15 protein-coding genes are annotated in these 23,089 nt (G+C 71.7%); 2 read left to right on the top strand and 13 right to left on the bottom strand.

Annotated features, from left to right (window positions below):
- Positions 1-2: 2 nt before the first annotated feature.
- The gene (locus D7147_RS01360) at positions 3-3,563 is read right to left on the bottom strand and encodes a sensor histidine kinase (protein WP_120673402.1); all 3,561 of its coding nucleotides are present in this window, start codon (positions 3,561-3,563) and stop codon (positions 3-5) included.
- A 503-nt stretch (positions 3,564-4,066) separates the two neighbouring features.
- Between D7147_RS01360 and D7147_RS32830 the strand changes: the two genes are divergently transcribed.
- Positions 4,067-4,387, top strand: a complete 321-nt coding sequence (locus D7147_RS32830) for a hypothetical protein (protein WP_233562861.1) — start codon at positions 4,067-4,069, stop codon at positions 4,385-4,387.
- Here D7147_RS32830 and D7147_RS01370 read toward each other — a convergent pair.
- Positions 4,363-5,448, bottom strand: a complete 1,086-nt coding sequence (locus D7147_RS01370) for an adenosine deaminase (RefSeq protein WP_120673404.1) — start codon at positions 5,446-5,448, stop codon at positions 4,363-4,365. The genes D7147_RS32830 and D7147_RS01370 overlap by 25 nt on opposite strands.
- Positions 5,449-5,658: 210 nt before the next feature.
- Here D7147_RS01370 and D7147_RS01375 point away from each other — a divergent pair, with 210 nt between their 5' ends.
- Positions 5,659-6,522 (top strand): putative RNA methyltransferase, encoded by an 864-nt coding sequence (locus tag D7147_RS01375; RefSeq protein WP_120673405.1) that lies wholly within the window; start codon positions 5,659-5,661, stop codon positions 6,520-6,522.
- Between the two features lie 55 nt (positions 6,523-6,577).
- Here D7147_RS01375 and D7147_RS01380 read toward each other — a convergent pair whose 3' ends face one another.
- The 11 genes from D7147_RS01380 to D7147_RS01430 all read right to left on the bottom strand — a co-directional run bounded on the left by D7147_RS01380 (position 6,578) and on the right by D7147_RS01430 (position 23,085).
- Positions 6,578-7,258, bottom strand: coding sequence for a DUF4272 domain-containing protein (locus D7147_RS01380; RefSeq protein WP_120673406.1), 681 nt, complete (start codon positions 7,256-7,258; stop codon positions 6,578-6,580).
- A 104-nt stretch (positions 7,259-7,362) separates the two neighbouring features.
- Complete coding sequence (locus D7147_RS01385; RefSeq protein WP_120673407.1) at positions 7,363-8,646, bottom strand: thymidine phosphorylase; 1,284 nt, start codon at positions 8,644-8,646, stop codon at positions 7,363-7,365.
- Positions 8,647-8,790: 144 nt separating this feature from the next.
- Positions 8,791-9,495 (bottom strand): cytidine deaminase, encoded by a 705-nt coding sequence (locus tag D7147_RS01390; RefSeq protein ID WP_120673408.1) that lies wholly within the window; start codon positions 9,493-9,495, stop codon positions 8,791-8,793.
- A gap of 58 nt (positions 9,496-9,553) precedes the next feature.
- Positions 9,554-10,453 carry a hypothetical protein gene (locus D7147_RS01395; protein ID WP_120673409.1) on the bottom strand — a complete coding sequence of 300 codons (900 nt, stop codon included), beginning with the start codon at positions 10,451-10,453 and terminating at the stop codon, positions 9,554-9,556.
- A gap of 67 nt (positions 10,454-10,520) precedes the next feature.
- Complete coding sequence (locus D7147_RS01400) at positions 10,521-14,525, bottom strand: SGNH/GDSL hydrolase family protein (RefSeq protein ID WP_120673410.1); 4,005 nt, start codon at positions 14,523-14,525, stop codon at positions 10,521-10,523.
- Between the two features lie 292 nt (positions 14,526-14,817).
- Positions 14,818-16,098, bottom strand: a complete 1,281-nt coding sequence (locus D7147_RS01405) for an ABC transporter permease (RefSeq protein ID WP_120673411.1) — start codon at positions 16,096-16,098, stop codon at positions 14,818-14,820.
- A gap of 3 nt (positions 16,099-16,101) precedes the next feature.
- Positions 16,102-17,481, bottom strand: coding sequence for an ABC transporter permease (locus D7147_RS01410; protein WP_120673412.1), 1,380 nt, complete (start codon positions 17,479-17,481; stop codon positions 16,102-16,104).
- A 103-nt stretch (positions 17,482-17,584) separates the two neighbouring features.
- Entirely contained in the window at positions 17,585-19,195 is a 1,611-nt protein-coding gene (locus D7147_RS01415) for an ABC transporter ATP-binding protein (RefSeq protein ID WP_325050634.1), read from the bottom strand.
- A gap of 170 nt (positions 19,196-19,365) precedes the next feature.
- Positions 19,366-20,433 carry a BMP family lipoprotein gene (locus D7147_RS01420; RefSeq protein WP_120673413.1) on the bottom strand — a complete coding sequence of 356 codons (1,068 nt, stop codon included), beginning with the start codon at positions 20,431-20,433 and terminating at the stop codon, positions 19,366-19,368.
- 273 nt (positions 20,434-20,706) lie between these two features.
- Positions 20,707-21,048, bottom strand: coding sequence for a hypothetical protein (locus tag D7147_RS01425; RefSeq protein ID WP_120673934.1), 342 nt, complete (start codon positions 21,046-21,048; stop codon positions 20,707-20,709).
- Positions 21,049-21,234: 186 nt separating this feature from the next.
- Complete coding sequence (locus D7147_RS01430; RefSeq protein ID WP_120673414.1) at positions 21,235-23,085, bottom strand: glycoside hydrolase family 13 protein; 1,851 nt, start codon at positions 23,083-23,085, stop codon at positions 21,235-21,237.
- Positions 23,086-23,089: the final 4 nt, after the last annotated feature.

The raw sequence follows: 23,089 nt of genomic DNA on the forward strand, positions 1-23,089 counted from the left end.
CGTTATTGCTCCTTCTGCCCGCTCCCGGCCACTGGGCCTGAGTCAGACTGCGAGGATTGCTGCCCACCCGGAGCCGCCTCCGGGTTGGTCGGGTTGCCCTCCGAGGGGTTGCTACGCCCCCGCTGCACGCCCCGATGGTAGGCCGAGAGCAGACCGCGGACGGCCTCCGGCGAGCGCCGTTGGACGGACGTGGTCGGCTTCTCCACCGCGCCGGGCACCAGCTGCGCCATCGGCGTGCGCTTCGGCAACCCGGTCGGGGTGGTCGAGCGTACCGGCACGTCGGTGGCGGCGGTGGCGGCCCGCCAGCCGTCGTCGGCAGCGGTCTCCCAACTGTTGCCCTGCTGAGTCGGCCGGCGGTTGGGCAGGCTCTCGGCGGCGGTCGGACGGCTGCCCCCGTTCGCGCCCAACCCGTTCTCCCGCGGCGTCGGTGTGTCTGCCATCGGTGCGTTACCTGTCGTCCCGGGTGTGGTCGTCTGAACGGCCGGACCGCTGGCGTCGACCGCGGCGAACTGCTGGGTCGGTGCCCCGCTCGTCGCCGCCGGTTTCGCGGCCCCGGCCGTCTCCTCCGGCCCCGGTCGGCGGGTACGGAACCAGGCCGATTCGAGCTCCCGGAAGATCGGCAGCTCCATCGTCTCGTCCGCGTACCGCTGCTGAGGCTGGGGCTGGGGCTGGGCCTGCGGGGCCGGCGCGGGCCGGTTGGGTGCCGGCGGCGCGGCCGGCGCGGGGGCCGGCTGGCTCTCCGGCCGGGGCACCCGCGGCAGTTCGGTCGTCATGTCCAGCGCGGCGGCGAGGCGCTCGGGCACCGGCGGCGTGGCCGCCTCTCGCTCCGTCTCGGCCACCGGCGGCCAGGCCGGCGGCGCCGACGGGCCGGAGTCCGGCCGGGACGGCAGTGGGTTGGCCGGAGCCGGCTGGCCGGCGAAGGGCGGCGCGGAGTACGGCTGCGGCATGGCCGGCGGCGCCGAGTAGGGCTGCGTCGAGTACGGCTGCCCGGAGGCCGGCGGCGCGGAGTACGGCTGCCCGGAGACGGGCGGCGCCGAGTACGGCTGTGCCGAGACCGGCGGACTCGTGTAGGGCGAGGCCGAGGTCGGCGGACCCGCGTACGGCGAGGACGAGACCGGAGCGCCCGAGTACGGCTGCGCGGAGACCGGCGAGCCGGAGACCGGGCCGCCGGAGACCGGCGGCGAGTAGGGGTTCACCTCGGGGCTGCTCGGCAGCTGCCGCGGGATCGCCGGAGGCTGGCCGCCGGACTGGTCGGCCTCGCCCCGACGCTGCGGCAGCGGGTCGATCGGCTGCCCGTTGGCGGCACGCGGGGTGAACGCGCCCGCACCGTTGGCCGGGGCGGCGCCGGTGAGATCCGACCAGGCGGGCATGCCGCGCCCGGGAGCGGCCGGCATCGGCGAACCCGAACCGTTCTGCGACGGCGGGTCGAAGGCGCGGCCGCCGAGGGTCACCTGGTTGCCGGACTCGCTCTGCCGGACGCCCAGCGCGGGCAGCGCGCCGAAGCTCGGCGTCGGGGCGGTCGGTGCCGGGGCACCGGCCGGGGCGGGCAGCGCCGGGGGCTGCTGCACCCGCCCGGAGAGCGCGCGAGGCACCAGCACCGAGGCGGGCAGCACGACCTCCGCCACGGTGCCCCGATCGGTGCCCGGACGCAGCTCCACCCGGACGCCGTGCCGGGACGCCAGGCGGGCGACCACGACCAGGCCCATCATCCGGGAGACGGCCACGTCCACCTGCGGCGGCGTGGCGAGCCGCTCGTTGAGTTCCTGGAGCTGGTCGGCGCTGATGCCGATGCCGCGGTCCTCGACGTAGAGCGAGGAGCGGTCACCGACCCGGCGGGCCTCGACCTGCACCTGGGAGTCTGGCGGCGAGAACGCGGTGGCGTTGTCGAAGAGCTCGGCGACCAGGTGGACCAGGTCGTTGACGGCGTGCGCGGCGATCTCGATGTCGCGGTCGATGACGCCGAACTCGATGCGGGTGTAGTGCTCGACCTCGGACTGCGCGGCGCGCAGCACGTCGATGAGGGCGGCGGGTTCCCGCTGCACGCGGGTGGAGTCGGCACCGGCGAGCACCAGCAGGTTCTCGTCGTTGCGCCGCATCCGGGTGGCGAGGTGGTCGAGCTGGAAGAGCTCGGCGAGCCGGTCCGGGTCCTCCTCGCCGCGTTCGAGCCGGTCGAGGTGCCCGATCAGGCGGTCGACCAGGATCTGCGACCGGCGGGCGAGGTTGACGAACATCGTCGCGACCGAGGCGCGCAGCGCCGCCTGCTCGGCCGCGGTGCGGACCGCCTCCAGGTGGACGGCGTTGAACGCCTCGGTCACCTGACCGAACTCGTCCTTGCTGCGCACCGGGAGCGGTTCGGCGATCTGGTTCGCCAGCTGGGACGGGGAGAGCTGACCGGTCACCTGCGGGTCGCGCAGTCGGGCCACCGCCTGCGGCAGGCCGTACTGGGCCACGGCGAGGGCGCCCTGCCGCAGCTCGCGCAGCGAACGGGCCATCGAGCGGGCGACCAGGTAGGCGAAGAGGATGGCCAGCAGGAGCATGCTCAGCAGGAGGCCGGTCTCCAGGAACACCTGTCGCTGCACGTCGGAGCGGATGCCCTCGGCCAGGCCGACCACGTCGCCGTCGAGCTTCGTCTCCACCGACCGGATCAGCTTCGCGTTGGCGACCATGGCCGCGTCCCACTGGTCGGGCCCGAAGGGGGCCCCGACCATGCTGCCGCTGGTGTTGCCGTTGATCCAGCCGATGTAGCGCTCGGCCTCGCGCCGGTCGCCGCCCGCGATGGTCTGGTCGTGGAAGCGGGCCTCGTCCTCGGTGGCCACCGCCTTGAAGTTCTGCGCGGCCTGGTCCTGGCCGGTGCCGCTGGCGATGTACTCGGTGCGCAGGGCCGGGGTCAGTTGCCGCTGTGCCAGCGCCTGGTGCACCACCACCCGGCGCAGGGAGAGGAACTCCTTCTCCCGCGCCACCGCGGCGGCGGCCCGCATCCGGTCGCTCAGGTTGTTGTCACCGGCGAGCTGCGTGGCCGAGTCGCGGATGGCGAGCAGGTCGGTGATCACACCCTCGTACGCCTGCGTCGCCTCGACCGGCCGGAGCTTGCCGTTGTAGACCTGGCTGCGGATGCCGGGCAGGTCGGTGAGGCTCCGGTCGATCTTGTCGAGCAGGGTCTCGAGCCGGCCCGGGAGCCCCTCGATCGAGGCGCGCTGCCGCAGGTAGGGGGCCTTCGACTGGTCGACCCGGGTGTTCACCCGGTTGTACGCCTCCTGGTACTGCGCTCTCGCCTGCCCCGGAGGTGACACCAGCAGCAGCACGGCGGTGGTCCGCTCGTCCTGCACGGTGTTGATCAGGTCACCCGAGTAGCCGGAGAGGTTGGCAAGGTCGCCGGCCCGGTTGGCATTGTTGAGTGTCTCCAGGTGGTCGACCAGACCGTTGGTTCCCACCACGACCGTGGCGATGGTCGGCACGATCATGATGAGACCGAGCTTGGACCAGATCGGCATGTCCCGAAGTCGACTGGCTGGCTGACGCAGCCGCGACAGGAAGGAGCCCGCCGTCTTCGGCCGTTTGCTCACGTCACCGTCCTCGCGATTTACAGCTTCAGCGCGTTGCCCCGGGCAACGCCCAGCGACCGACCCGGCGGGTCGGACCCCCGAGATTCCATCACGCCGCTCGACAAGAAGAAAGCCCAGGTTGGCTGGTGCCCATGGTGTGGTGAGATGTTGAAGGTTTTTGATAGCACACTGTCTGGCCGGAGTCACTCAAAGTAATGGATCATCCGCACCGCGTCGTACTGTTGGCCGGCCCGTCCGGCTCCGGAAAGTCGTATATAGCGCAGCGAACCGGGCTTCCGGTGCTGTGCCTGGACGAGTTCTACAAGGACGGTGATGACCCTACGTTGCCACGGCGAAACGGGCAGGTGGACTGGGAGTCACCAGAGTCCTGGGACACCGAGGGCGCGGTGGAAACGATCGTGCGATTGGCGCGCGACGGCCGGGCAGAAGTGCCCGTCTATGCGATAGGCGCGGATCGCCGGGTGTCCACCCGGACATTTGACCTAGCCGGATCGCCACTTTTTGTGGCCGAAGGGATTTTCGCCGCCGAGATCGTCAGGGAGTGCCGACGTCGCGGAGTGCTCGCCGGGGCGTACGCACTGCGCCGGCCCCGCGGCGCCACCTTCCTGCGCCGGCTCGCCCGCGACCTGTCCGAGCAGCGCAAAGCGCCGCGGGTGCTGGTCCAACGGGGGCTGGCGCTGCTCCGCAGCGAACCGACGGTGCTGCGCCGACAGACGAACCTGGGCGCGGAGGCGGCCCGGGGCCGCGAGGTGCTGCACCGGGTGGCCGGCCTGCTCGCCGGCCACCCGAGCCACCCGGATCAGTCCCGCAGCAGCGGCGCGTAGGCCGGCTTGATCACCTCGTCGATGATCTTCAGGCGCTCGTCGAACGGAATGAAAGCGCTCTTCATCGCATTGATCGTCAACCACCGCAGCTCGGCCCACCCGTAGCCGAACGCGTCGACCAGCAGCGCCATCTCCCGCGACATCGAGGTGCCGCTCATCAACCGGTTGTCGGTGTTCAGCGTCACCCGGAACCGGAGGTCACGTAGCAGGCCGATCGGGTGCTCGGCGATCGACGCGGCCGCGCCGGTCTGCACGTTCGAGGACGGGCAGAGCTCGAGCGGGATGCGCTTGTCCCGCACGTACGCGGCCAGCCGGCCGAGCACCGGCTCCGGCCCCTCGGTGCTGATGTCGTCCACGATCCGTACGCCGTGGCCGAGCCGGTCCGCCCCGCACCACTGGATCGCCTGCCAGATCGACGGGAGCCCGAACGCCTCGCCGGCGTGGATGGTGAAGTGGAAGTTCTCCCGCTGGAGGTACTCGAACGCGTCCAGGTGCCGGGTGGGCGGGAAGCCCGCCTCCGCGCCGGCGATGTCGAAGCCCACCACACCCGCGTCCCGGTGCCGGACCGCCAGCTCGGCGATCTCCTGCGAGCGGGCCGCGTGCCGCATCGCGGTGAGCAGCGTGCCCACCCGGATCGGGTTGCCGGCCTCGGCGGCCTCGGCGCTGCCCTCGGCGAAGCCGCCGAGCACCGACTCGACGACCTCGTCCAGGGTGAGGTCCCGCTCCAGGTGCTGTTCGGGAGCGAACCGCACCTCCGCGTAGACGACCCCGTCGGCGGCCAGGTCGAGCGCGCACTCGCGGGCCACCCGGCGCAGCCCGGACGCGGTCTGCATCACGGCCACGGTGTGCGCGAACGTCTCCAGGTAGCGCTCCAGCGAACCCGAGTCGGCCGCCCCGACGAACCAGCGCCCCAGCTCCTCGGGATCGGTGGCGGGCAGCTCGTGCCCCACCTCCGCGGCCAACTCGACTATCGTCGCCGGCCGCAGACCGCCGTCGAGATGATCGTGCAGCAACGCCTTCGGGACCTTGACGATGTCCTCGTACCGGATGTTCGCGACCATGCCAAGACCCTAGTGCGGCGTCCGGAGAACGGTCACCGGACCGCGCCGGACCCGGCCGGGTACGGACCGGCGCACCGACGGGTGGGCCTACCGTAGTCGACGTGGAGCTGCCCGATCGCGATCGCCGAGGCTCCGCGGTTGCCCTTCCGCCCCACCGCCACGACGGTGACCTCCGGGCACCCGCGGCGCCGACCAACCTGGACGCCTGACATGGACCCCCGCATCCTCCAGCGGCTCGTCTGTCCGGTCTGCGGCGAGCCGCTGAGCGAGACGCCCGCCGGCACCACCCGAGCGCTGCGCTGCCCCCGCGGGCACAGCTTCGACGTGGCCCGGCAGGGCTACGTGAACCTGCTCGCCGGCCGCGCGCCGCACCCGGGGGACACCGCCGAGATGGTGGCCGCCCGGGCCGATTTCCTGGCCGCCGGGCACTACGACCTGATCTCGGCGGCGCTCGCCGACGCGGCGGAGGCGGCGGTCGGGCCGACCGCCGGGGCGTACCCCCTGGTGGTGGACGCCGGCGCCGGGACCGGCCGGCACCTCGCCGCGGTGCTGGCGGCGCTGCCGGACGCCGTGGGGCTGGCGCTCGACGTGTCGAAGCCGGCGCTGCGCCGCGCCGCCCGGGCCCACCCACGGGTCGCGGCCGCGCTGGCCGACACCTGGCAGCGCCTCCCCGTCGCCGACGCGAGCGTCGCCCTGCTGCTGAACGTCTTCGCGCCGCGCAACGGCGCCGAGTTCCACCGGGTGCTCGACCCGGCCGGGGCGCTTCTCGTGGTGACACCCGCGGCGGACCACCTCGCGGAGCTGATCGGCCCGCTCGGGCTGCTCCGGGTCGACCCGGCGAAACAGGACCGGGTGGCCGGCAGTCTCGGCGGGCACTTCACCTGCTCCGAGGAGACGGTGCACCGCCGGGAGTTGACGCTCACCCGGCCCGAGGTGGCCACCCTGGTGGGTATGGGTCCGAGCGCCTGGCACACCGATCCGGCCGGACTGGCCGCGCGGGTCGCCGCGGTGGCCGAGCCGGTCCGGGTGACCGCGGCGATCCGGCTCGCCGTGTGGCGCCCGGTGCCGCGCTGACCGCGACCGGCCCGGCTCAGAGACCGTCGGAAAACCCCGGGTTCCCGGCGGTGTATCAGGTGGAGAGGTCGACCTCTTCCCAGCCGGGCGGCTCGTCGTGGTACGGCCCGCGCAGCACCACCGCCCACTCCAACGCCCACCGCCGCTGACCGATCGCGTTCGCGTCGACCAGCCCGGGCGGCCGGTGGCCGGCCCGCTCCAGCTCCAGGTACGCCCAGTCCAGGCAGTAGTGCAGGTCGAGCAGGGCGGCCGCGTCGGCGGGGTGCTGCGGCGCGGCGAGGATGCGGGAACGCCACTGGGTGAAGCTCTCCCCACGGGCGATGTCCGGCATCCGCTCGATCAGCCGCTCGTCCACCGGCAGCGTCGGGTCGAGCAGCTTGGTCAGGCCGAGCACCCACGCCAGCGAGAAGAGCGCGTCGTGGTGCAGCACGAAGGAGCGGTGATCACCCTTGCTGCCGGTGACGAACTGCCACTCGGGCGGGGTGACCATCTCCACCAGGTGGGAGGCGAGCAGCCAGCTCATCGCGTCCTGCGGCGGCATCCCGAAACAGCGGGCCAGGATCAGGTGCAGCACCGCGATCCGTGCCTCGATCTCGGTCGTGGGCCGCAGCTCGATCAGGTCGCCGGGCTCCCAGACCAGCGGGAACTGCGGCGGTGGCAGGGGGAGGCCGAGCCGGGACAACTCGTCCAGGCTCGCCTCACGCACCTCACGTGGGTCGGGGGCAGGTACGGTCACGGCGATTCCCTTGCTTGCAACGGCTCAGCGCCGGTTGTCCCCCCTGGCCAGGGAGAATAGCGATCCCAGCTGGGCTGCACCATGCCGCCCCGCCCGATGCCGGGTCAGCCGATCCGCTCGATGACGAGGGGCCGGTCGACCGGTGGCGTCGACGAGATCCGCACCGCACCGGCGGCCTCGGCCATCGCCGGGGGGATCCGCTCGGCCTGCTCGGCCCGCAGCTCGTAGAGCACCTCACCGGCCCGCACCGAGTCGCCGGGACGCTTGCGCAGCAGCACCCCGGCCGGGGCGCTCACCGGGTCCTCCTTGCGCGCGCGACCCGCGCCGAGTCGCCACGCCGCCACCCCCATCGCGTACGCGTCGATCGCCTCGACGTAGCCGTCGGACTCCGCCCGGACCGTCTCGATCTCCGGCGCGGTCGGCAGTGCCGCGTCCGGGTCGCCGCCCTGGGCGCGGATCATCGCCCGCCACACGTCCATGGCGCGGCCGTCGCGGAGCGCCACCTGCGGATCCATGTCTTCGAGGCCGGCGGCGTCGAGCATCTCCCGGGCGAGGGCCAGGGTCAGCTCCAGGACGTCGGTCGGGCCGCCGCCGTCCAGCACCTCCAAGGACTCGGCCACCTCGATCCCGTTGCCGATCGCCAGGCCGAGCGGGGTGGACATGTCGGTGAGCAGCGCGACCGTACGCACCCCGTGCGCCCCGCCCAGCTCGACCATGGTGTGGGCCAGCTCGCGGGCCTGCTCGACGGACTTCATGAAGGCACCCGAGCCGACCTTGACGTCGAGCACCAGCGCGCCGGTCCCCTCGGCGATCTTCTTGCTCATGATCGAACTCGCGATCAGCGGGATCGCCTCGACGGTGCCGGTCACGTCACGCAGCGCGTACAGCTTCCGGTCGGCGGGCGCGAGCCCGGCGCCGGCCGCGCAGATCGCCGCGCCCACGTCGCGCAGCTGACCGATGAACTCGTCGTTGGTCAGCGTCGCCCGCCAGCCCGGGATCGACTCGAGCTTGTCCAGCGTCCCGCCGGTGTGCCCGAGCCCCCGGCCGGAGAGCTGCGGCACCGCGGCCCCGCACGCCGCCACCAGCGGGGTCAGCGGCAGAGTGATCTTGTCGCCGACGCCGCCGGTGGAGTGCTTGTCCACGGTCGGCCGGTCGACGGCGGAGAGGTCCAACCGCTCGCCGCTCGCGATCATCGCGGCGGTCCACCGGGCGATCTCCGGACCGGTCATGCCCCGCAGCAGGATCGCCATGGCCAGCGCGGACATCTGCTCGTCGGCGACCCGCCCCCGGGTGTACGCGTCCATCACCCAGTCGATCTGGTCGTCCGACAGCACGCCCCCGTCCCGCTTGGTCCGGATGACGTCAACCGCAGTAAAAGCGCCACTCATCAAAGATCTCTTTCCAGTCGTTGCAGATACCGCCCCGCGGCCGGTGACCACGACGGGCCGGGGCCGACCGCGCCCGGCGGAGGGATCAAGCCTGACCGCCCGGAGCCGGGCGCGGTCGGCCCCGGCTCTCAAGCTGAACCACGATCAACCCCAGCGGACCGGTATCTCCATCGGTGGCTCACCCTCGCCGGCCCAGAAGATGGTGCCGCTCGCGTCGACCACCACCACCCGGGGCGTACGGGCCAGCCCCCAGGTGATCGCCTCGGCCGGGTCGTCCCAGCTCGGCCCCTCCTCCAGCACACCGGTCTCGGCGCCCGCGTCGTCCCCCGCCGACCGCTCCCAGTACGCCGTCCAGACCTGCTGGCCGGCGGAGAGGTCCGGATGGACGAAGACGGTGCCCCGACCCCGCCAGGCGGCCAGCCGCTCCGGCACCACCGGCAGCGGGGTCTCCCCGACCACCGACTCCAGGTCCTCGACGCCGAACGCGTGCGGCAGCAGCTCGGCCATCCGCAGCGGGCGCCCCTTCGTCTCGATCAGGCACTCCGGGCCACCGTTCTCCCAGAGCAGCTGCCGGCACCGGCCGCAGGGCATCAGCGGCTCCCCCGTCGCGTCGACGCAGGAGAGCGCCACGAGCCGGCCACCGCCGGTGGCGTGCAGCGAGGAGACGACGCCGCACTCGGCGCAGAGCACCACACCGTACGCGGCGTTCTCCACGTTGCACCCGACCACCACCCGGCCGTCGTCGACCAGGCCGGCCGCGCCGACCGGGAACTTCGAATACGGGGCGTACGCGTGCCGCATCACCTCGGTGGCGGCGGCCCGCAGCCCCGTCCAGTCGATCTCCGTCACCCCTACATTGTGCCGAACCGCTGGTCGGAGGCGGCGAGGACCACCCGGGCCGGCCGGTTCAGCCGAGAAGTGCGGCCAGCTCCCGCGGCGACACCTCGACCAGCTGCCCGGCGGCCGCCGCGACGTCCAGGTCGGGTACGTCGACACCGGGGCTGACCAGCACCAGCGCGTCCCCGCGGCGGAGCAGGTGGACGGGGTGACCGTTCTCGCTGCGGAGCCAGTGGTCGGCCGCGAACCGCTGACACGGCCCGTTCGAGGGCGGCAACGAGACGGTGCCCCGCAGCGACACCTCGACCGCGCTCGGCCCGCACCGCTGCGGCGGGGCGAAGTCCGCTGGCACGCGGATCGTGTCGACGGAGAGCCGGAGTGGGCCGTCCGCCAGCACCAGCGAGAGCTGACCGCCGGCCGGGTCGGCTCGGGCCGCCACCACCCGGTACGCCCCGACCTCGGGCACCAGCAGCGGCAGGCCCAGCCGGGCGAAGTTCTCGACCCGTCGGTCCCGCGTGCTGCTCTCCTTGATCGTGGGGAAGAGGACCACCGGAACCGCCAGGAGCACGGCGAGCGCGGCGCGGAGCGCGACCGGCATCCGGAGGCCGGCCACGACGACGCCGACGGTGAACCCGAACGCGGCGAAGAGCGCGGCGAGCGGAACCGAGGGTGGCCTCCAGCCGCTCTGCCCGGCCTGGTGCAGCAGCGTCACGCCCGCCGTGGCGAGGACGCCCAGCGACGTGGCGAGCAGCGGTCGGGCGGCCCCGGCGGCCCGCAGCACCAGCCAGCTGCCGACGGCCACGACGACCGGCCCGAGAAGCAGCACCGGGATCCGCCAGCTCAGGCAGGCGCCGATCGTCTCCGGCCGGCACCCCGACTGGAAGGTCAGCTCCGCGCGCCAGAGGCCGGCCAGCACGGCGCCTCCGATGGTGGCGGGGACGACGGCGGCGACGCCGCGTGGTTCGGTCATTGCCGCTCACCCGCCTTCCGGTAAGGCCCCGCGGGGCCCGACCGCCGGCCGGGCCCCGCGGGAGGTTCTACCACCGATAGCCGTACACATTCATGTACGTGTTGACGATCCGCGCGTAGGCCCGGCTCCCGTCCTTGTTGGGATGCAACGACTCCATGCTGAACAGCTGCTTCGGGTCACCGTCGTCGCCCACCACGGCGTCGCCGGCCTTCAACCCGTTGAGATAGAGGTCGTCGCCGCAGAGGCTGTGCCCGGTGAACTCGCTGCGCGGATCCATGCCGTGCACGCCGTGCGCCGCGTCCGACGGCAGCGCCTCGTTGACCAGCAGGTCACCCAGCTCGTTCAGGAAGATCGTCTCGTCCCACGAGATGCCGACCGTGATGCCCGGCAGCACGGCGCCGTACTCGCACGGCGTCTCGAACAGGTGCGGGTAGCCCATCACGAAGATCCGGGCGTTCGGAGCCCGCACCCTGATCTGCCGGACCACCTCCTGCAGCGACGACTTGACCGGGCCGGTGATCAGATCCCGCTCGGCGTCCCGCAGCGGCTTGCTGTCGCCCTCCATGTAGTAGTCGGGGGCGCTGCAGTCGTACCCGAACCCACAGGACTTGCCCACGTCGGTGAAGCGGGCGTCGTTCCCGCCGATCGAGAACATCACGGCTGTGGTGTTCTCGTTCAGCGAGCCCTGGTCCAGCTGGGCGATCTCGCCGTACTGGCCCTGCGGCGCCTTACCGAGCCACTTGCCGTCGGGCAACAGGGCCGGGCTGAGCATGTTGAGGGTGGTCGCGCCGCTGCACGCCACGAACTGTGCGTCGATCTCCTCGTTGTTCCCCTCGGCCAGCGCGGCGATCGTGCCCGGCGCGTCGGGGATGGTGGCCTGCTGCGACCAGGCGTTCGGGCTGCGCCGGCAGGAGTTCCGCGAGGCGGCGTCGTCGCCGTACTGGTTGCTGACGCGGGTGTAGTCCCCGGTCCCCTCGCCCGAGGAGTACGAGTCGCCGAGCGCCACCACGAAGTGCCGGGGCTTCTGGGTCAGCGGCTGGACGGCGAGGGCGTCCCAGGCGATGTCCTGCACCCCGGTGCCGTCGAGGGTGAAGTTGCTCAGCTCCACCTTGGGCGTCCCCGCGCCGGTGAAGTCGAAGACCCCCAGGTTGACCCAGCTGTTCGACTCCAGTTGGGTGGGGATGATCCGCCTCTCCGTCGCCCCGTTCGGCCGGCGGATCACGTACGTCGCCTGGCGGGTGTGCGCGCCGTGGTCGGGCAGGTGCACCCAGACCCGGGTCCAGGCGTTGGTCGGATCGATCGTCCACGTGCCGGTGACCCGATAGCTGGGTTCCTCCGCCTGCTTGTAGGTGTGGGTGAACCAGAAGTGACCGCCGAAGCCCGCGCCGATCTGGTGCAGGTCCACCTTGCCCGGCGTGACCACGTCACCGTCCGGCTGGGTGTGGGTGGCGAAGTTCAGCGCGAATCCGCCTCCCCTGGTGAATTTCGGCGTACAGCCCTCCGCACCGAGCGGCACCGAGGTGCGGATGTCGTCGATGATCCGTACGTCGTCCGGCAGGCCGGAGACGCGGCAACTGCCGTCGCCGTTCACCGGGGTCGGGTGGATGTTGTCCCCGTCCTCGGCGTAGGGCCGCGGCTCGACCGAGGTGTACTTGCGGCTCTCGAGACCGCAGTGGGTCGCACAATCGGTCCAGGTCACCGGGCCGTGCCACCAGCACCTGAGGTCGTCGCGCTGGCAGGCGCCCGGCTTCGTGTCCGGGAAGTCGCGCGGCACCTTCGGCGGCAGCTTCTCGTCGCAGTCGTTGACCTGCGGTTCACAGAAGGTGTAGCGGGCGGCGTGGGCGATGTCCGGGTTCCGTGCGGTGGCCGTCGCGTAGGTCCTCGAGTACGCCCCGGCCCGGTAGTTGTACCGGATCAACGAGGTGTACGCGAAGCCGATCACGCACTCCGGGTACGACCAGTGGTTCGGGTGCTTGGCGTTGTCGTAGCCGACCACGTCGTCGATGTCGTCGTCGGTGCCCGGGAGGTCGACGTCGAGCGGAGCGGTCAGGAACCGCTTCCGGTCCGCCGGGTAGTCGGTGTTCGCCGGGTTGTTGGCCCACCCGACCCCCCACGGCTCCGACGGGTTCTGCGGATTCTGCGCGTAGAACCCGGTGTTGTACGCCCAGACGGCGAACCACCAGTTCTCCAGGTACCGCGGGTCGCCGTCGTTGGCGATCAGGCCGGCGCCGCGGGTCTGGTTCCACTTGTCCTGCAGGATCCGCAGCCCGGCCGCCACGTTCGTGGCGTAGTCGGTGGCGACCGCCTTCTGCTTCGTGTAGTTCCAGGTCACCCCGGCGATGGTCTTGCCCCGGTCGGAGACCCGCATCCCGGAGGTCACCTGACCGGCCCCGTAGCCGCAGTCCGGGTGCGGGTCGACGTCCTCGTCGAAGTTGATGTCGTTGAAGTCGGGATCGAGGAGGTCCAGGCCGTAGTAACCGAGGCTGGTCAGCGGATTGCCGACCGAGGCGTCGACGGCGTGCCGGCTGGCCTGCCAGAGGTTCGACTCCTGGGCGAGGATGCCCAGGAAGATCTGCGCGGGCACGTTACCGCCGCCGGAGAGCGCCGCCGAGGGGAAGAAGCCCTGCGGTGAGTAGGCCGCCATGCCGTTGTTGTTCCAGTTCGCCGGGCGCTGGAACGTCAACTGGTTCCGTACCGCCAGATCGGCCGCCCACTCCATCTGCGCCACCGTCGGCTGGTAGACCTGCAGCTCCGGGTCGTTACGGGACACTCCGCAGGCCGCGTCCGGCTCCCACGACAGGTCCGGATCGGCCGGGTTCTTGGCGGTGCGTGCGCCCGGCGACCGGGTGGACGCCGCACGCCGGGCGACGGTCGGCGACGGCGCACGTCCGGCGTCGTCGACCTGCGGTGCCACCGAGAACGTCAACTCCTGGCCGCCGGCCGTCCGGTTGGACCGGATCTCCACCTGGTCGGGCAGGCCGTCCGTCGGGCGCTCGGCCAGCTGCCCGGCCGCCTCCCGGCCCGTGGTCGCCCGCTGCACCACCAGCGCGCCGGTGGTCGAGACGTCCGCGTCGGGCAGCCCGTCGACGGCCCGCCAACCACCCGGCAGCCGCGCCGTCAGCGTGGACTCGGCGCGACCGCCCACGGCGAACACCCGGCCGCCCGCGCCGGGGCGCAGCTTGACCTGTCCCAGCGGGACCGATCCGTGGTCGGAGACCCTGCCCGCGGCGAACCGCTTGAACTCGGTCCGCCCATCGCGAGCGATCTGGAACGCCACCGCGTCCCGGCCGTCGGCGAGCATCCGGAAGGGAGTGCCGGGCGTCTGCGCCAGCCGGGTCAACCCGCCACCGGCGCCGACGCGTACCAGGCTGTTGCCCTTCGCACCGATCAGGTCGTCGCCCACCGGCAGCACCGAGGAGACCTGACCGGCGGCGCGGACCGTCCGTACCGCCGCGGCCGGCCGGCTCGTGTCGACCGTGCCGAGCCAGGTGTGTGCCACCTGGCCGGGCTGCGCCGCCACCTCCAGGCGGGACAGCACGACCTTCTCGCCGCTGCCGCAGCCCGGGTTGTGGTACGCCAACGAGACCCGCTCGGGCAGCTTCGTCACCGCGCCGGTCTTCAGGTCCACCACTGCGGCGAAGCCGCCGCGCTGCATGAGCACTTCCCGGTTGGTGAAGGTTCTGGGGGCGTAGACCACCACCGCGCGCCGCCCCGACCCGGTCACGCACGCCTGGCCGATCCACTGGTCGGTGTCGAAGCCGGGCTCGGCGAGGGTCGCCGCGGTCCGCCAGGCGTAGGCGGCCGACTCGTCGGCGACGAGGACGTGCAGGCCGGTGGCGTCACCGGAGGTGGTGACGGCACGGTCGGTCGAGGTACGCCAGGCGGGGCCGAGCCGGGCGTCGGGATCCGTCACCCGATCGGGCCCCCGGCGCGGCTCGTCATTGTCGGCGGTGGCGGCCGGCGGATCGCTGGCCGACGGAGTTCGTCCGGGGGCCGGTCCGGCGGTGGCCACGGACGGGGACAGGAGGATCACGGCGAGCAGTGCCGCGAGCGCGGCCAGAGGCCGTTTCATGGGTCACCTCACGCAGACGGGGGAGAACTGCGTGGAGCGTGACCATCGTCGTCATCGGCGGGTCATCGCAGGATCATCGGGTCGGCACGACGGAGGATCATCGGGTCGGCACGACGGAGGATCATCGGGTCGGCACGACGGAGGATCATCGGGTCGGCACGACGGAGGATCATCGGGTCGGCACGACGGAGGATCATCGGGTCGGCACGACGGAGGATCATCGGGTCGGCACGACGGATGAGGCCCGGGACGATCCGCGGATCGTCCCGGGCCTCCTGGCGCCGACGGGCTGTCAGCCCTTGACGTACGGCTTGCCGTCCGCGGCCGGTGCGCGTACCCGGCCGACCAGCCCGGCGACGGCCAGGATCGTCGCCAGGTAGGGCAGCATGGCCAGGAACTGGCTCGGGATCACGCTGTTGATCGCGCCCAGGTAGGTGGCGAGCTGGTCGGCGAAGCCGAAGAAGAGCGCGGCGAGCAGCGCGCCCGTCGGGTTCCACCGCCCGAAGATCAGTGCGGCCAGGGCGATGAAGCCCTTACCGCCGATCATGTTCTTGGTGAAGGAGTAGAGCGCCAGCGTGTAGGAGGCGCCACCGATGCCGGCGACCACCCCGGCCAGCAGCACGTTGCGGTAGCGCACCCGCAGCACGCGTACGCCGAGGGTGTCGGCGGCGGTCGGGTGCTCGCCGACGGAGCGGGTACGCAGCCCCCACCGGGTACGGAAGAGCCCGATGTGGATCACCAGGACGAGCAGCAGCCCGAGGTAGAGGAAGATGTTGCTGCGGAACAGCGCCGGACCGAGCACCGGGATGTCCTTGAGCAGCGGGATCTCCCAGTTACTGAACCGGGGTGCGCTGTTGTAGCGCTCCGCGTTGGTCTGCATCAGCCGCTCGTAGAGGAAGCCGGTGACGCCCACCGCGAGCAGGTTCAGCACGATCCCCATGACCGTCTGGTCCACCAGGTAGCGGATGGAGAAGACGGCCAGCAGCAGGGAGATGAACGCGCCGCCGATGGCGGCGGCGACCAGGCCGACCCAGACGTTGCCGGAGATGCTGCCGAAGAGGGCGCCGCTGAACGCGCCCATCAGCAGCTGCCCCTCGATCGCCACGTTGACCACGCCGGAGCGCTCGCAGAGCACGCCGGCGAGAGCACCGAAGATCAGCGGCAGGGCCAGGATGAAGGTACCCCGGATGATGTTGACCAGCGGCATGAAGTTCTGCCCGGCCGGGGCCGCGGAGACCTGCCAGCAGAGGAACGACAGCACGAAGGCGACCAGCCCGACGCCGAGCACCAGGAGGAACCAGCGCTTCGGCACCGCGGCGAGCAGCGCCGCGCCGGCGGCGAGCGCGATGACGCCGAAGAGGATCGCGCCGAAGGTTCCGTTGATCTCCAGCGCGGTCCCGGCGGCGTCCTCGCTGAGGGTGAACCGGGCCTGCTGGTCGGTGGCGAGCGCGCCGAAGAGCACCGCGGCCAGCAGGCCGAGCACCAGCAGCACGAGGCCGACCTTGCGGTTACGGGTCCAGAAGCCCTGGTCGACCGCGGCGACCGCCACGTCGGGGACAGCCATGGTGGACATGAGTTACCAGCCCTTCGCCAGGCTCGTCTGCAACCGGGCGGCGCGCGCGGCCCGGAGCTGGAAGATCGCCTTCACCAGGGCCGGCGCGGCGATGAAGATGACGATCAGCGCCTGGAGCACGGTCACCAGCTCCAACGAGATCCCCGAGTAGGACTGCATGCGGTTGCCGCCGGCCTGCAGCGCGCCGAAGAGCAGCGCGGCGAGCGCGACCCCCCACGGCTTCAGGCGGCCGAGCAGCGCCACCAGGATGCCGTCGAAGCCGATCTGCGCCACCACCAGCGGCGTGAGCGCACTGGCGGTCGAGCCGAGCACCATGTTCGCGCCGCCCAAGCCCGCGAGGAGCCCGGCGAAGACCATGATGAGGACGAAGGTCCGGGCGACGCTGATGCCGGCGGTACGGGCCGCGTCGGGGTTGGCGCCCACGGCCCGCAGCTCGAAGCCGAGCGTGGAGCGGTTGAGCAGCCACGCCACCGCCCAGGTGGCCAGCACGGCGAGCAGGATGCCGGCGTGCACCCGCAGGTTGTCACCGAGCAGCCGGGGCAGCTGGGCCGACGGGTCCACGGCCTTGCTGATCGCGTCCGTGCGGTTCGGGTCCTGCACCCCGTTCTGGACGATCAGCCAGGTGAGCAGGTAGGTCCCGATGTAGTTGAGCATGATCGTGATGATCACTTCGTGGGCGCCGGTACGCGCCTTGAGGATGCCCGGGATGAAGCCCCAGATCGCGCCGCCGAGGGCACCGGCGAGCACCGCGACGAGCAGGTGCAGGCCGGGCGGGAGCGGCAGCGCGAAGCCGGCCAGCGCGGCGAGCACCACGCCGACGGTGGCCTGGCCCTGACCGCCGATGTTGAAGAGGCCGCCGCGGAAGGCGAGCGCCACCGAGAGGCCGGTGAAGACCAGCGGCGCGGTGTAGGTGAGCGTCTCGGAGATCGGGGCGAGGACGGCCTGCCAACCGTTGCTGCCGTTCAGCCACCCGCTGAACGCCTCCGGGTCGAAGACCGAACCCTTGAAGAGGTTCGCGTACGCCTCACTCACCAGCGTCCAGCTGGCGTTCAGCGCGTCCGACGGGCGAGCGGTGATGTACGAGTAGGTCGAGAGGACCTCGGGATCAGAAATGATCATGAGGATCGCGCCGACCACGATCGCGAGCACCAGCGAGAGCACGGTGACCGTGACCGTGTTCGCGGCCCAGAGGTTCGCCACGAAGAGTCGCCCGAGGCTGGGCTTCGGCTCCGCCGCGTCACCGGGCGTCGCCGTGGCCGATCCCGCCTGCGGCGTGGTGGCATCCTCGGCCCGCTCGGTGTTGTCGAGCGATTCCTGCGCCGCCTGCGCCTCGCTCGCCGGTTCCTTGTCCGGCGACCCCGACTGCGGATTGGGGGAGCTCATGCCGTCACCTCGCTGCGCTCGGCACCAGCATGAGGCACCACGCAGCTGTACCGATGATTCGCTCGCTGGCGCTCGCTCATGCCGTCACCTCGCTGACGCTCGCTCATTCCTCTTCCTCGCTGGTCGGCGCGTCGCCATCGGTCGCCGGCCGCGCCTCGGCCTGCTCGGTCGCCGCCTCCGGGGTGATACCGGCCATCAGGAGGCCGATCTCCTCGCGGGGGGTGTCCGGGCCGACGATGCCGATGATGCGGCCGCGGTACATCACCGCGACCCGGTCGGCCAGCCCGAGCACCTCGTCGAGTTCGCTGGAGACCAGCAGCACGGCGGTGCCGATGTCCCGCTCGTGGATGACCTGGCTGTGGATGAACTCGATCGACCCCACGTCGACCCCACGGGTCGGCTGGGCGGCGATGAAGAGCTTCAGCGGCCGGGACAGCTCCCGCGCCACGATGACCTTCTGCTGGTTACCGCCGGAGAGGGTGCCCACCGGCATGGCCGCCGAGGAGGTCCGGACGTCGAACTGCTCGATCCGCTCCTTCGCCGAGGCCGCGATGGCGTCCCGCTTCAACGCGAGCCCACCGGCGAACGGCGGACGGTCGTAGATGTCCAACACCAGGTTCTCGGCGACGCTGAACTCCTTGACCAGCCCGTCGACGCTGCGGTCCTCGGGAACGTAGCCGACGCCGGCGCGGAGCACCCGCTTCGTCGACCAGCCGTCGATCTGCTCCCCGTCGAGGGTCACCGAACCGGCGAGCGTCGGGCGCAGGCCCATGATCGCCTCGATCAGCTCGGTCTGGCCGTTGCCCTGCACACCCGCCACGCCGAGCACCTCGCCCGCGTGCACGGTCAGGTCCATCCCGTCGACCGCGCGGATCTGCCGGTCGTCGTCGACGACCAGGCCGGCGACCTCGAGCACCGGCTTGCCCGGCTTCGCCGCGGCCTTTTCCACCGTGAGCCGGACGTTGCGGCCGACCATCAGCGCGGCCAGCTCGTCCCGGCTGGCCTCCGGGGAGGCGGTGCCGACAGTCTTGCCACGGCGGATCACGGTGATCCGGTCGGCGATCGCCTTGACCTCGCCGAGCTTGTGGGTGATGAACACGATCGACTTGCCGGCCGCCTTGAGCGACCGCATGACCGTGAGCAGCTCCTCGGTCTCCTGCGGGGTGAGCACCGCGGTCGGCTCGTCCAGGATGAGCAGGTCGACGTCCCGGGTCAGCGCCTTGACGATCTCGACCCGCTGCTGGATGCCGACCGGCAGGTCCTCGATCACCGCGTCCGGGTCGACGCGCAGGCCGTACCGCTCGGAGACCTCGACGACCTCCCGGCGGGCGCGCCGACGGTCCAGGAAACCGGCGAGGCCACCGCGGGTCCGCTCCGCGCCGAGCATGATGTTCTCGGTGACCGTGAAGACGGGGACCAGCATGAAGTGCTGGTGCACCATGCCGATCCCGGCCGAGATGGCGTCGGACGGCCCGCGCAGCTTCAGCGGCTCGCCGTCGACCAGGATCTCGCCCTCGTCGGGCTGGTAGAGCCCGTAGAGCACGTTCATCAGGGTCGACTTGCCCGCGCCGTTCTCGCCGAGCAGGGCGTGAATCTCACCAGGCTCCACCGTCAGGTCGATGTGGTCGTTGGCGACCAGATCACCGAACCGCTTGGTGATGCCGCGCAGTTCGAGTCTCAGCGCAACCTCCCGGGAGTGCGAGCGATGGTGCAGCCTAGCGGGCGGCCGGCTGCCGGACGACCCGGCCGGGGACGGCGGTCTCCGTGGTGCGCGATCGGCCGCCCCGGCCCGGCGGGAGGTTCCGCGGAGCCGGAGCGGCCGGATCGGTCGTGCGTGTTGCCCGCCGGCCCCCCGATGTTCTCACCAGGGGGAACGGCCGGTCGTCACTTGGTCGGCTGAGCCTTCGAGGTGACGGTGATGGTGCCGGCGGCGATGTCCGTCTTGATCTTCTCGACCTCGGCCTTGAGCTCGGCCGGGACCTTGCTCTCGAAGTCGTGGAACGGGGCGATGGAGACGCCGGTGTTGGCCAGGTCGCCGACGAAGCCCGGCTTGGCCTGGAGCTTCTCGCCACCGGCGGCCTTCAGCACGGCCTCCTTGACGGCCTCCGGGATGTTCTTGACCACGGTGGTCAGGATCGCCGAGCAGTCCGGGGTGCTCTCGCAGCCGTCGACGTCGACCCAGATGACGCTGTACTTGCCGTTCGAGGCCTTGGCCGCGGCGGTGGTGCCGAGGCCGGAGCCGCCGGCGACCGGCATGATGATGTCCGCGCCCTGGGCGACCAGGGTGTCGGAGACCTTCTTGCCCTCGTCCTGCTTGGCGAAGTCGTTGGTGAAGGAGCCCTTCTGGCTCGCCTTGTCCCAACCCAGCGCCTGGACGTTCTTGCCCTTGACCTGGTTGTAGTAGGCCACGCCGTCGACGAAGCCGTCCATGAAGATGGTCACCGGCGGGATCGGCAGACCACCGTAGGTGCCGACCTTGCCGCTCTTGCTCATCCCGGCGGCCAGGTAGCCGGCCTGGAACGCGGCCTGCGCGGTGTCGAACTGCATCGGGTAGATGTTGTCCACAGCCGGGTCGGCGTCGACGATGCCGAACTGCTGGTTCGGGTTCGCCTGCGCGATCTTCTTCGTCGCGTCGCCCATCAGGCCACCGACGGCCAGGATGAAGTCGCACTTCTGGTTCACGAACTGCGTCAGGTTCGGCTCGTAGTCGGCCTCGGCCTTCGACGCCACGAACTTCGGGTCGATGTTGCTGTTGGCCGCCTGCGCGTCCTTCAGGCCCTGCCAGGCAGAGGTGTTGAACGACTTGTCGTCGATGCCGCCGACGTCGGTCACCATGCAGGCGCTGAACTTCTTGCCGCCGTCACCGGCGCCGTTGTTCTCGTCCGGCGCCTCACCACACGCGGCGGCGCTCAGTACGAGCCCACCCGCCGCCACGATCGAGGCGATCCGCATCCCACGCACCGAGCGCAAGACGTCTCCTTCCCATCGCACACCGCGCCTTGTGCGGTGGCTGCCCTTGAGCCGGCCTGCGATGTCGCGGCCGGCGTCCCACGTTACGGACGGGAGCGTACGCCCGCGCCCACCCACCGGCCGCCAATCGTGCACGACTGTTGAGTGCCTGTTACCCCTACGTAACCGTCCCGTGGGGGAAATCACTCTTAGTGCAGGTAGAGCTGCACCCCGGCGTCGTGAAAGTCCGATTTTCGAGCGCCTTCAAGGCTGACGTTACCGCCAGAAGACCGCTACTGCGGCGTTGACCAGGGTCAACCCCACAATTGCCAGGAAATGGCCGCGGTTGACCGTTTCCCGCTTCCGGGAGAAGAACACCATTACGAAGATCAGCAGCGCGATGACGCCCTTGGTCGCGAGCTTGGCCGGGGCCGGCTCGTCGCCGTCCCGAAGCGGCGCGGCGAGCCCGATACCGGTCACGAGCTGGATCACGGACCCCCAGAGCATGGCTCCGTTGATGCGTATCCGCCCGCTGATGTACTGGGCCAACGAACCGCCCAGCAGCAACGCGAACCCGATCAGATGGACGTAGAGAAGGATCAGCCTCAGAGCTTCCACGCGCCCCATCCTGCCCCATCAACGACAGTTCGTAGTAGGGGGACTCGCCCGACCGGTCGCTCCTGCGAGCCGACCCGTTCGAGTACCTGATACCTCTGGGGCATGTGGACGCCCCAGAGGTATCAGGTTTCTCCCCGACCGTCTCACGGCCGCGCCGCGGCGACCCGAGCCCCGCCAGGACCGCGGTCACGCGAGGCGCCAGACCTGGAAGGTCGGGCCGTCGCCGGGCAGCGCGACCGCGCCGCCCCCGTCGGGCCGCAGCGCGGGCGCGCCACCGTAGAGGTTCTCCCCGGCCGGCAGGCCGACGAGCCGCAGCGGCCTCCCGGCGGCCCGACGGGCCAGCACCAGCACGGTGCCGGCCGGCGACTCCCGCAGGAAGACCAGCGTCTCCGGGTCGTGGTGCACCCAGCGCAGGCCGCCGTGCCGCAGCGCCGGCTCGTCGCGTCGCAGCCTGAGCAGCGCCCGGTACGCGGCGAACGTGCCCCCGTCCCAGCGCTCCGGCCGGTGCCACGGCATCGGCGTACGCGAGTCCTCCCCGTTGATGCCGGTCAGACCCAGCTCGTCCCCCGCGAAGATCATCGGGAGGCCCGGCATGGTGGCGAGCAGTCCGACGGCCACCTCGTGCCGGGCCGCGTCGCCCACCACCGTGCGGATCCGGGCCGAGTCGTGCGAGCCGAGCAGCTGCCACGAATGGGTGTACGAGCGCCACGAGACCAGGCTGCGATAGGTGTCCATGGTCGCCAGCACCGCTGCGGCGTCCCGACGTCGGACCCCACCCGGCGTCCCGAGGAAGTTCGGCACCGGCTGCTCGCCGTGGCGCAGCCAGGACCAGACGGGGTCGGTGAAGCCGACGTAGTTCATGGTGCCGTGCCAGCCGTCGCGGTCCAGGTCGCCGGTGTGGTCGTGCCCGTGCTCCGCCATCAGCAGGGCGTCCGGCCGGGTCTGCGTCACGACGGTTCGCAGCAGCGCCGCCACCTCATGGGTGTACGCGTCCGCGCCCCGCCGGCCGGTCATGTTCGCCACGTCGACCCGCCAGCCGGCCAACCCGTACGGCTCGCGCAGCCAGCGCCGCAGCACCGAGTCGGGCGCGGTGGCGAAGCGGCGACGCAGCTCCGCGCTGCCCCAGTTCAGCTTCGGCAGCGACCTGACCCCGTTCCACGATTCGTACGACGGCTCGATTTCGCAGCGCGGCGAGCCGGAGTTGTCGCGGCCGGTCAGCTCGTCGAAGTAGTACAGCCCCCGCTCCGGCGCGTCGACGTCGGCGACGGCCGCCGCGAACCAGCGGTGCGCGTCCCCGGTGTGGTTGCTCGTGATGTCGCCGAGCAGTCGCCAGCCACGGGCGCGTACCGCGTCGGCGAGCCGGGCCAGCGCGGCGTCCCCGCCGAGCAGCGGATCCACCCGGTCGAAGTCCGCCGCGTCGTAGCGGTGGTTGGAGCGGGCCGGGAAGATCGGCGTCAGGTAGACGGTGTTCACCCCCAGCCGGTCCAGGTGGTCCAGCCGCTCGGCGATCCCGTCCAGGTCGCCGCCGTAGAACTGGTACGGCGTCTCGGGCCCGCGGCCGACGACCGGGGTGTCCCAGTCGCAGGGGATCGCCCAGTCCGGCAGCGCCCGCCCGTCGGCCCCGGCCGAGCGGGCGAACCGGTCCGGGAAGATCTGGTAGATCACCGCGTCCCGGGCCCAGGCCGGCGGCGGGGCGTGGCTGACGAGCTTGAAGTCGCCGTGATCCGGCACGTCGTGCCCGACCGTTCCGGCGGCGTTGAGCCAGCGCTGGTCGCTCGCCCCGGTGAGCAGGAACCGGTAGTTGCTCACCGGATTGCGGACCTCGACCGGGGCCCGCCACCAGACGTCGTCGCCGTCGACCCGGTCGACCACCGCCTCGGTGAACCGGGGCTCGCCGTCACCGGTGGTACGCACGTGCACCTGGCGTACGTCCGCACCGGCCGGCACCCGGACGAAGACGTCGACGGTGTCGCCGAGCGAGGGGGCCTGCTCGGGGACGTAGCGGGCGGAGCCGTCGTGGTGCGGTTGCAGCGGCATGCGC

Source organism: Micromonospora musae, assembly GCF_003626545.1.
Classification (GTDB): domain Bacteria; phylum Actinomycetota; class Actinomycetes; order Mycobacteriales; family Micromonosporaceae; genus Micromonospora; species Micromonospora musae.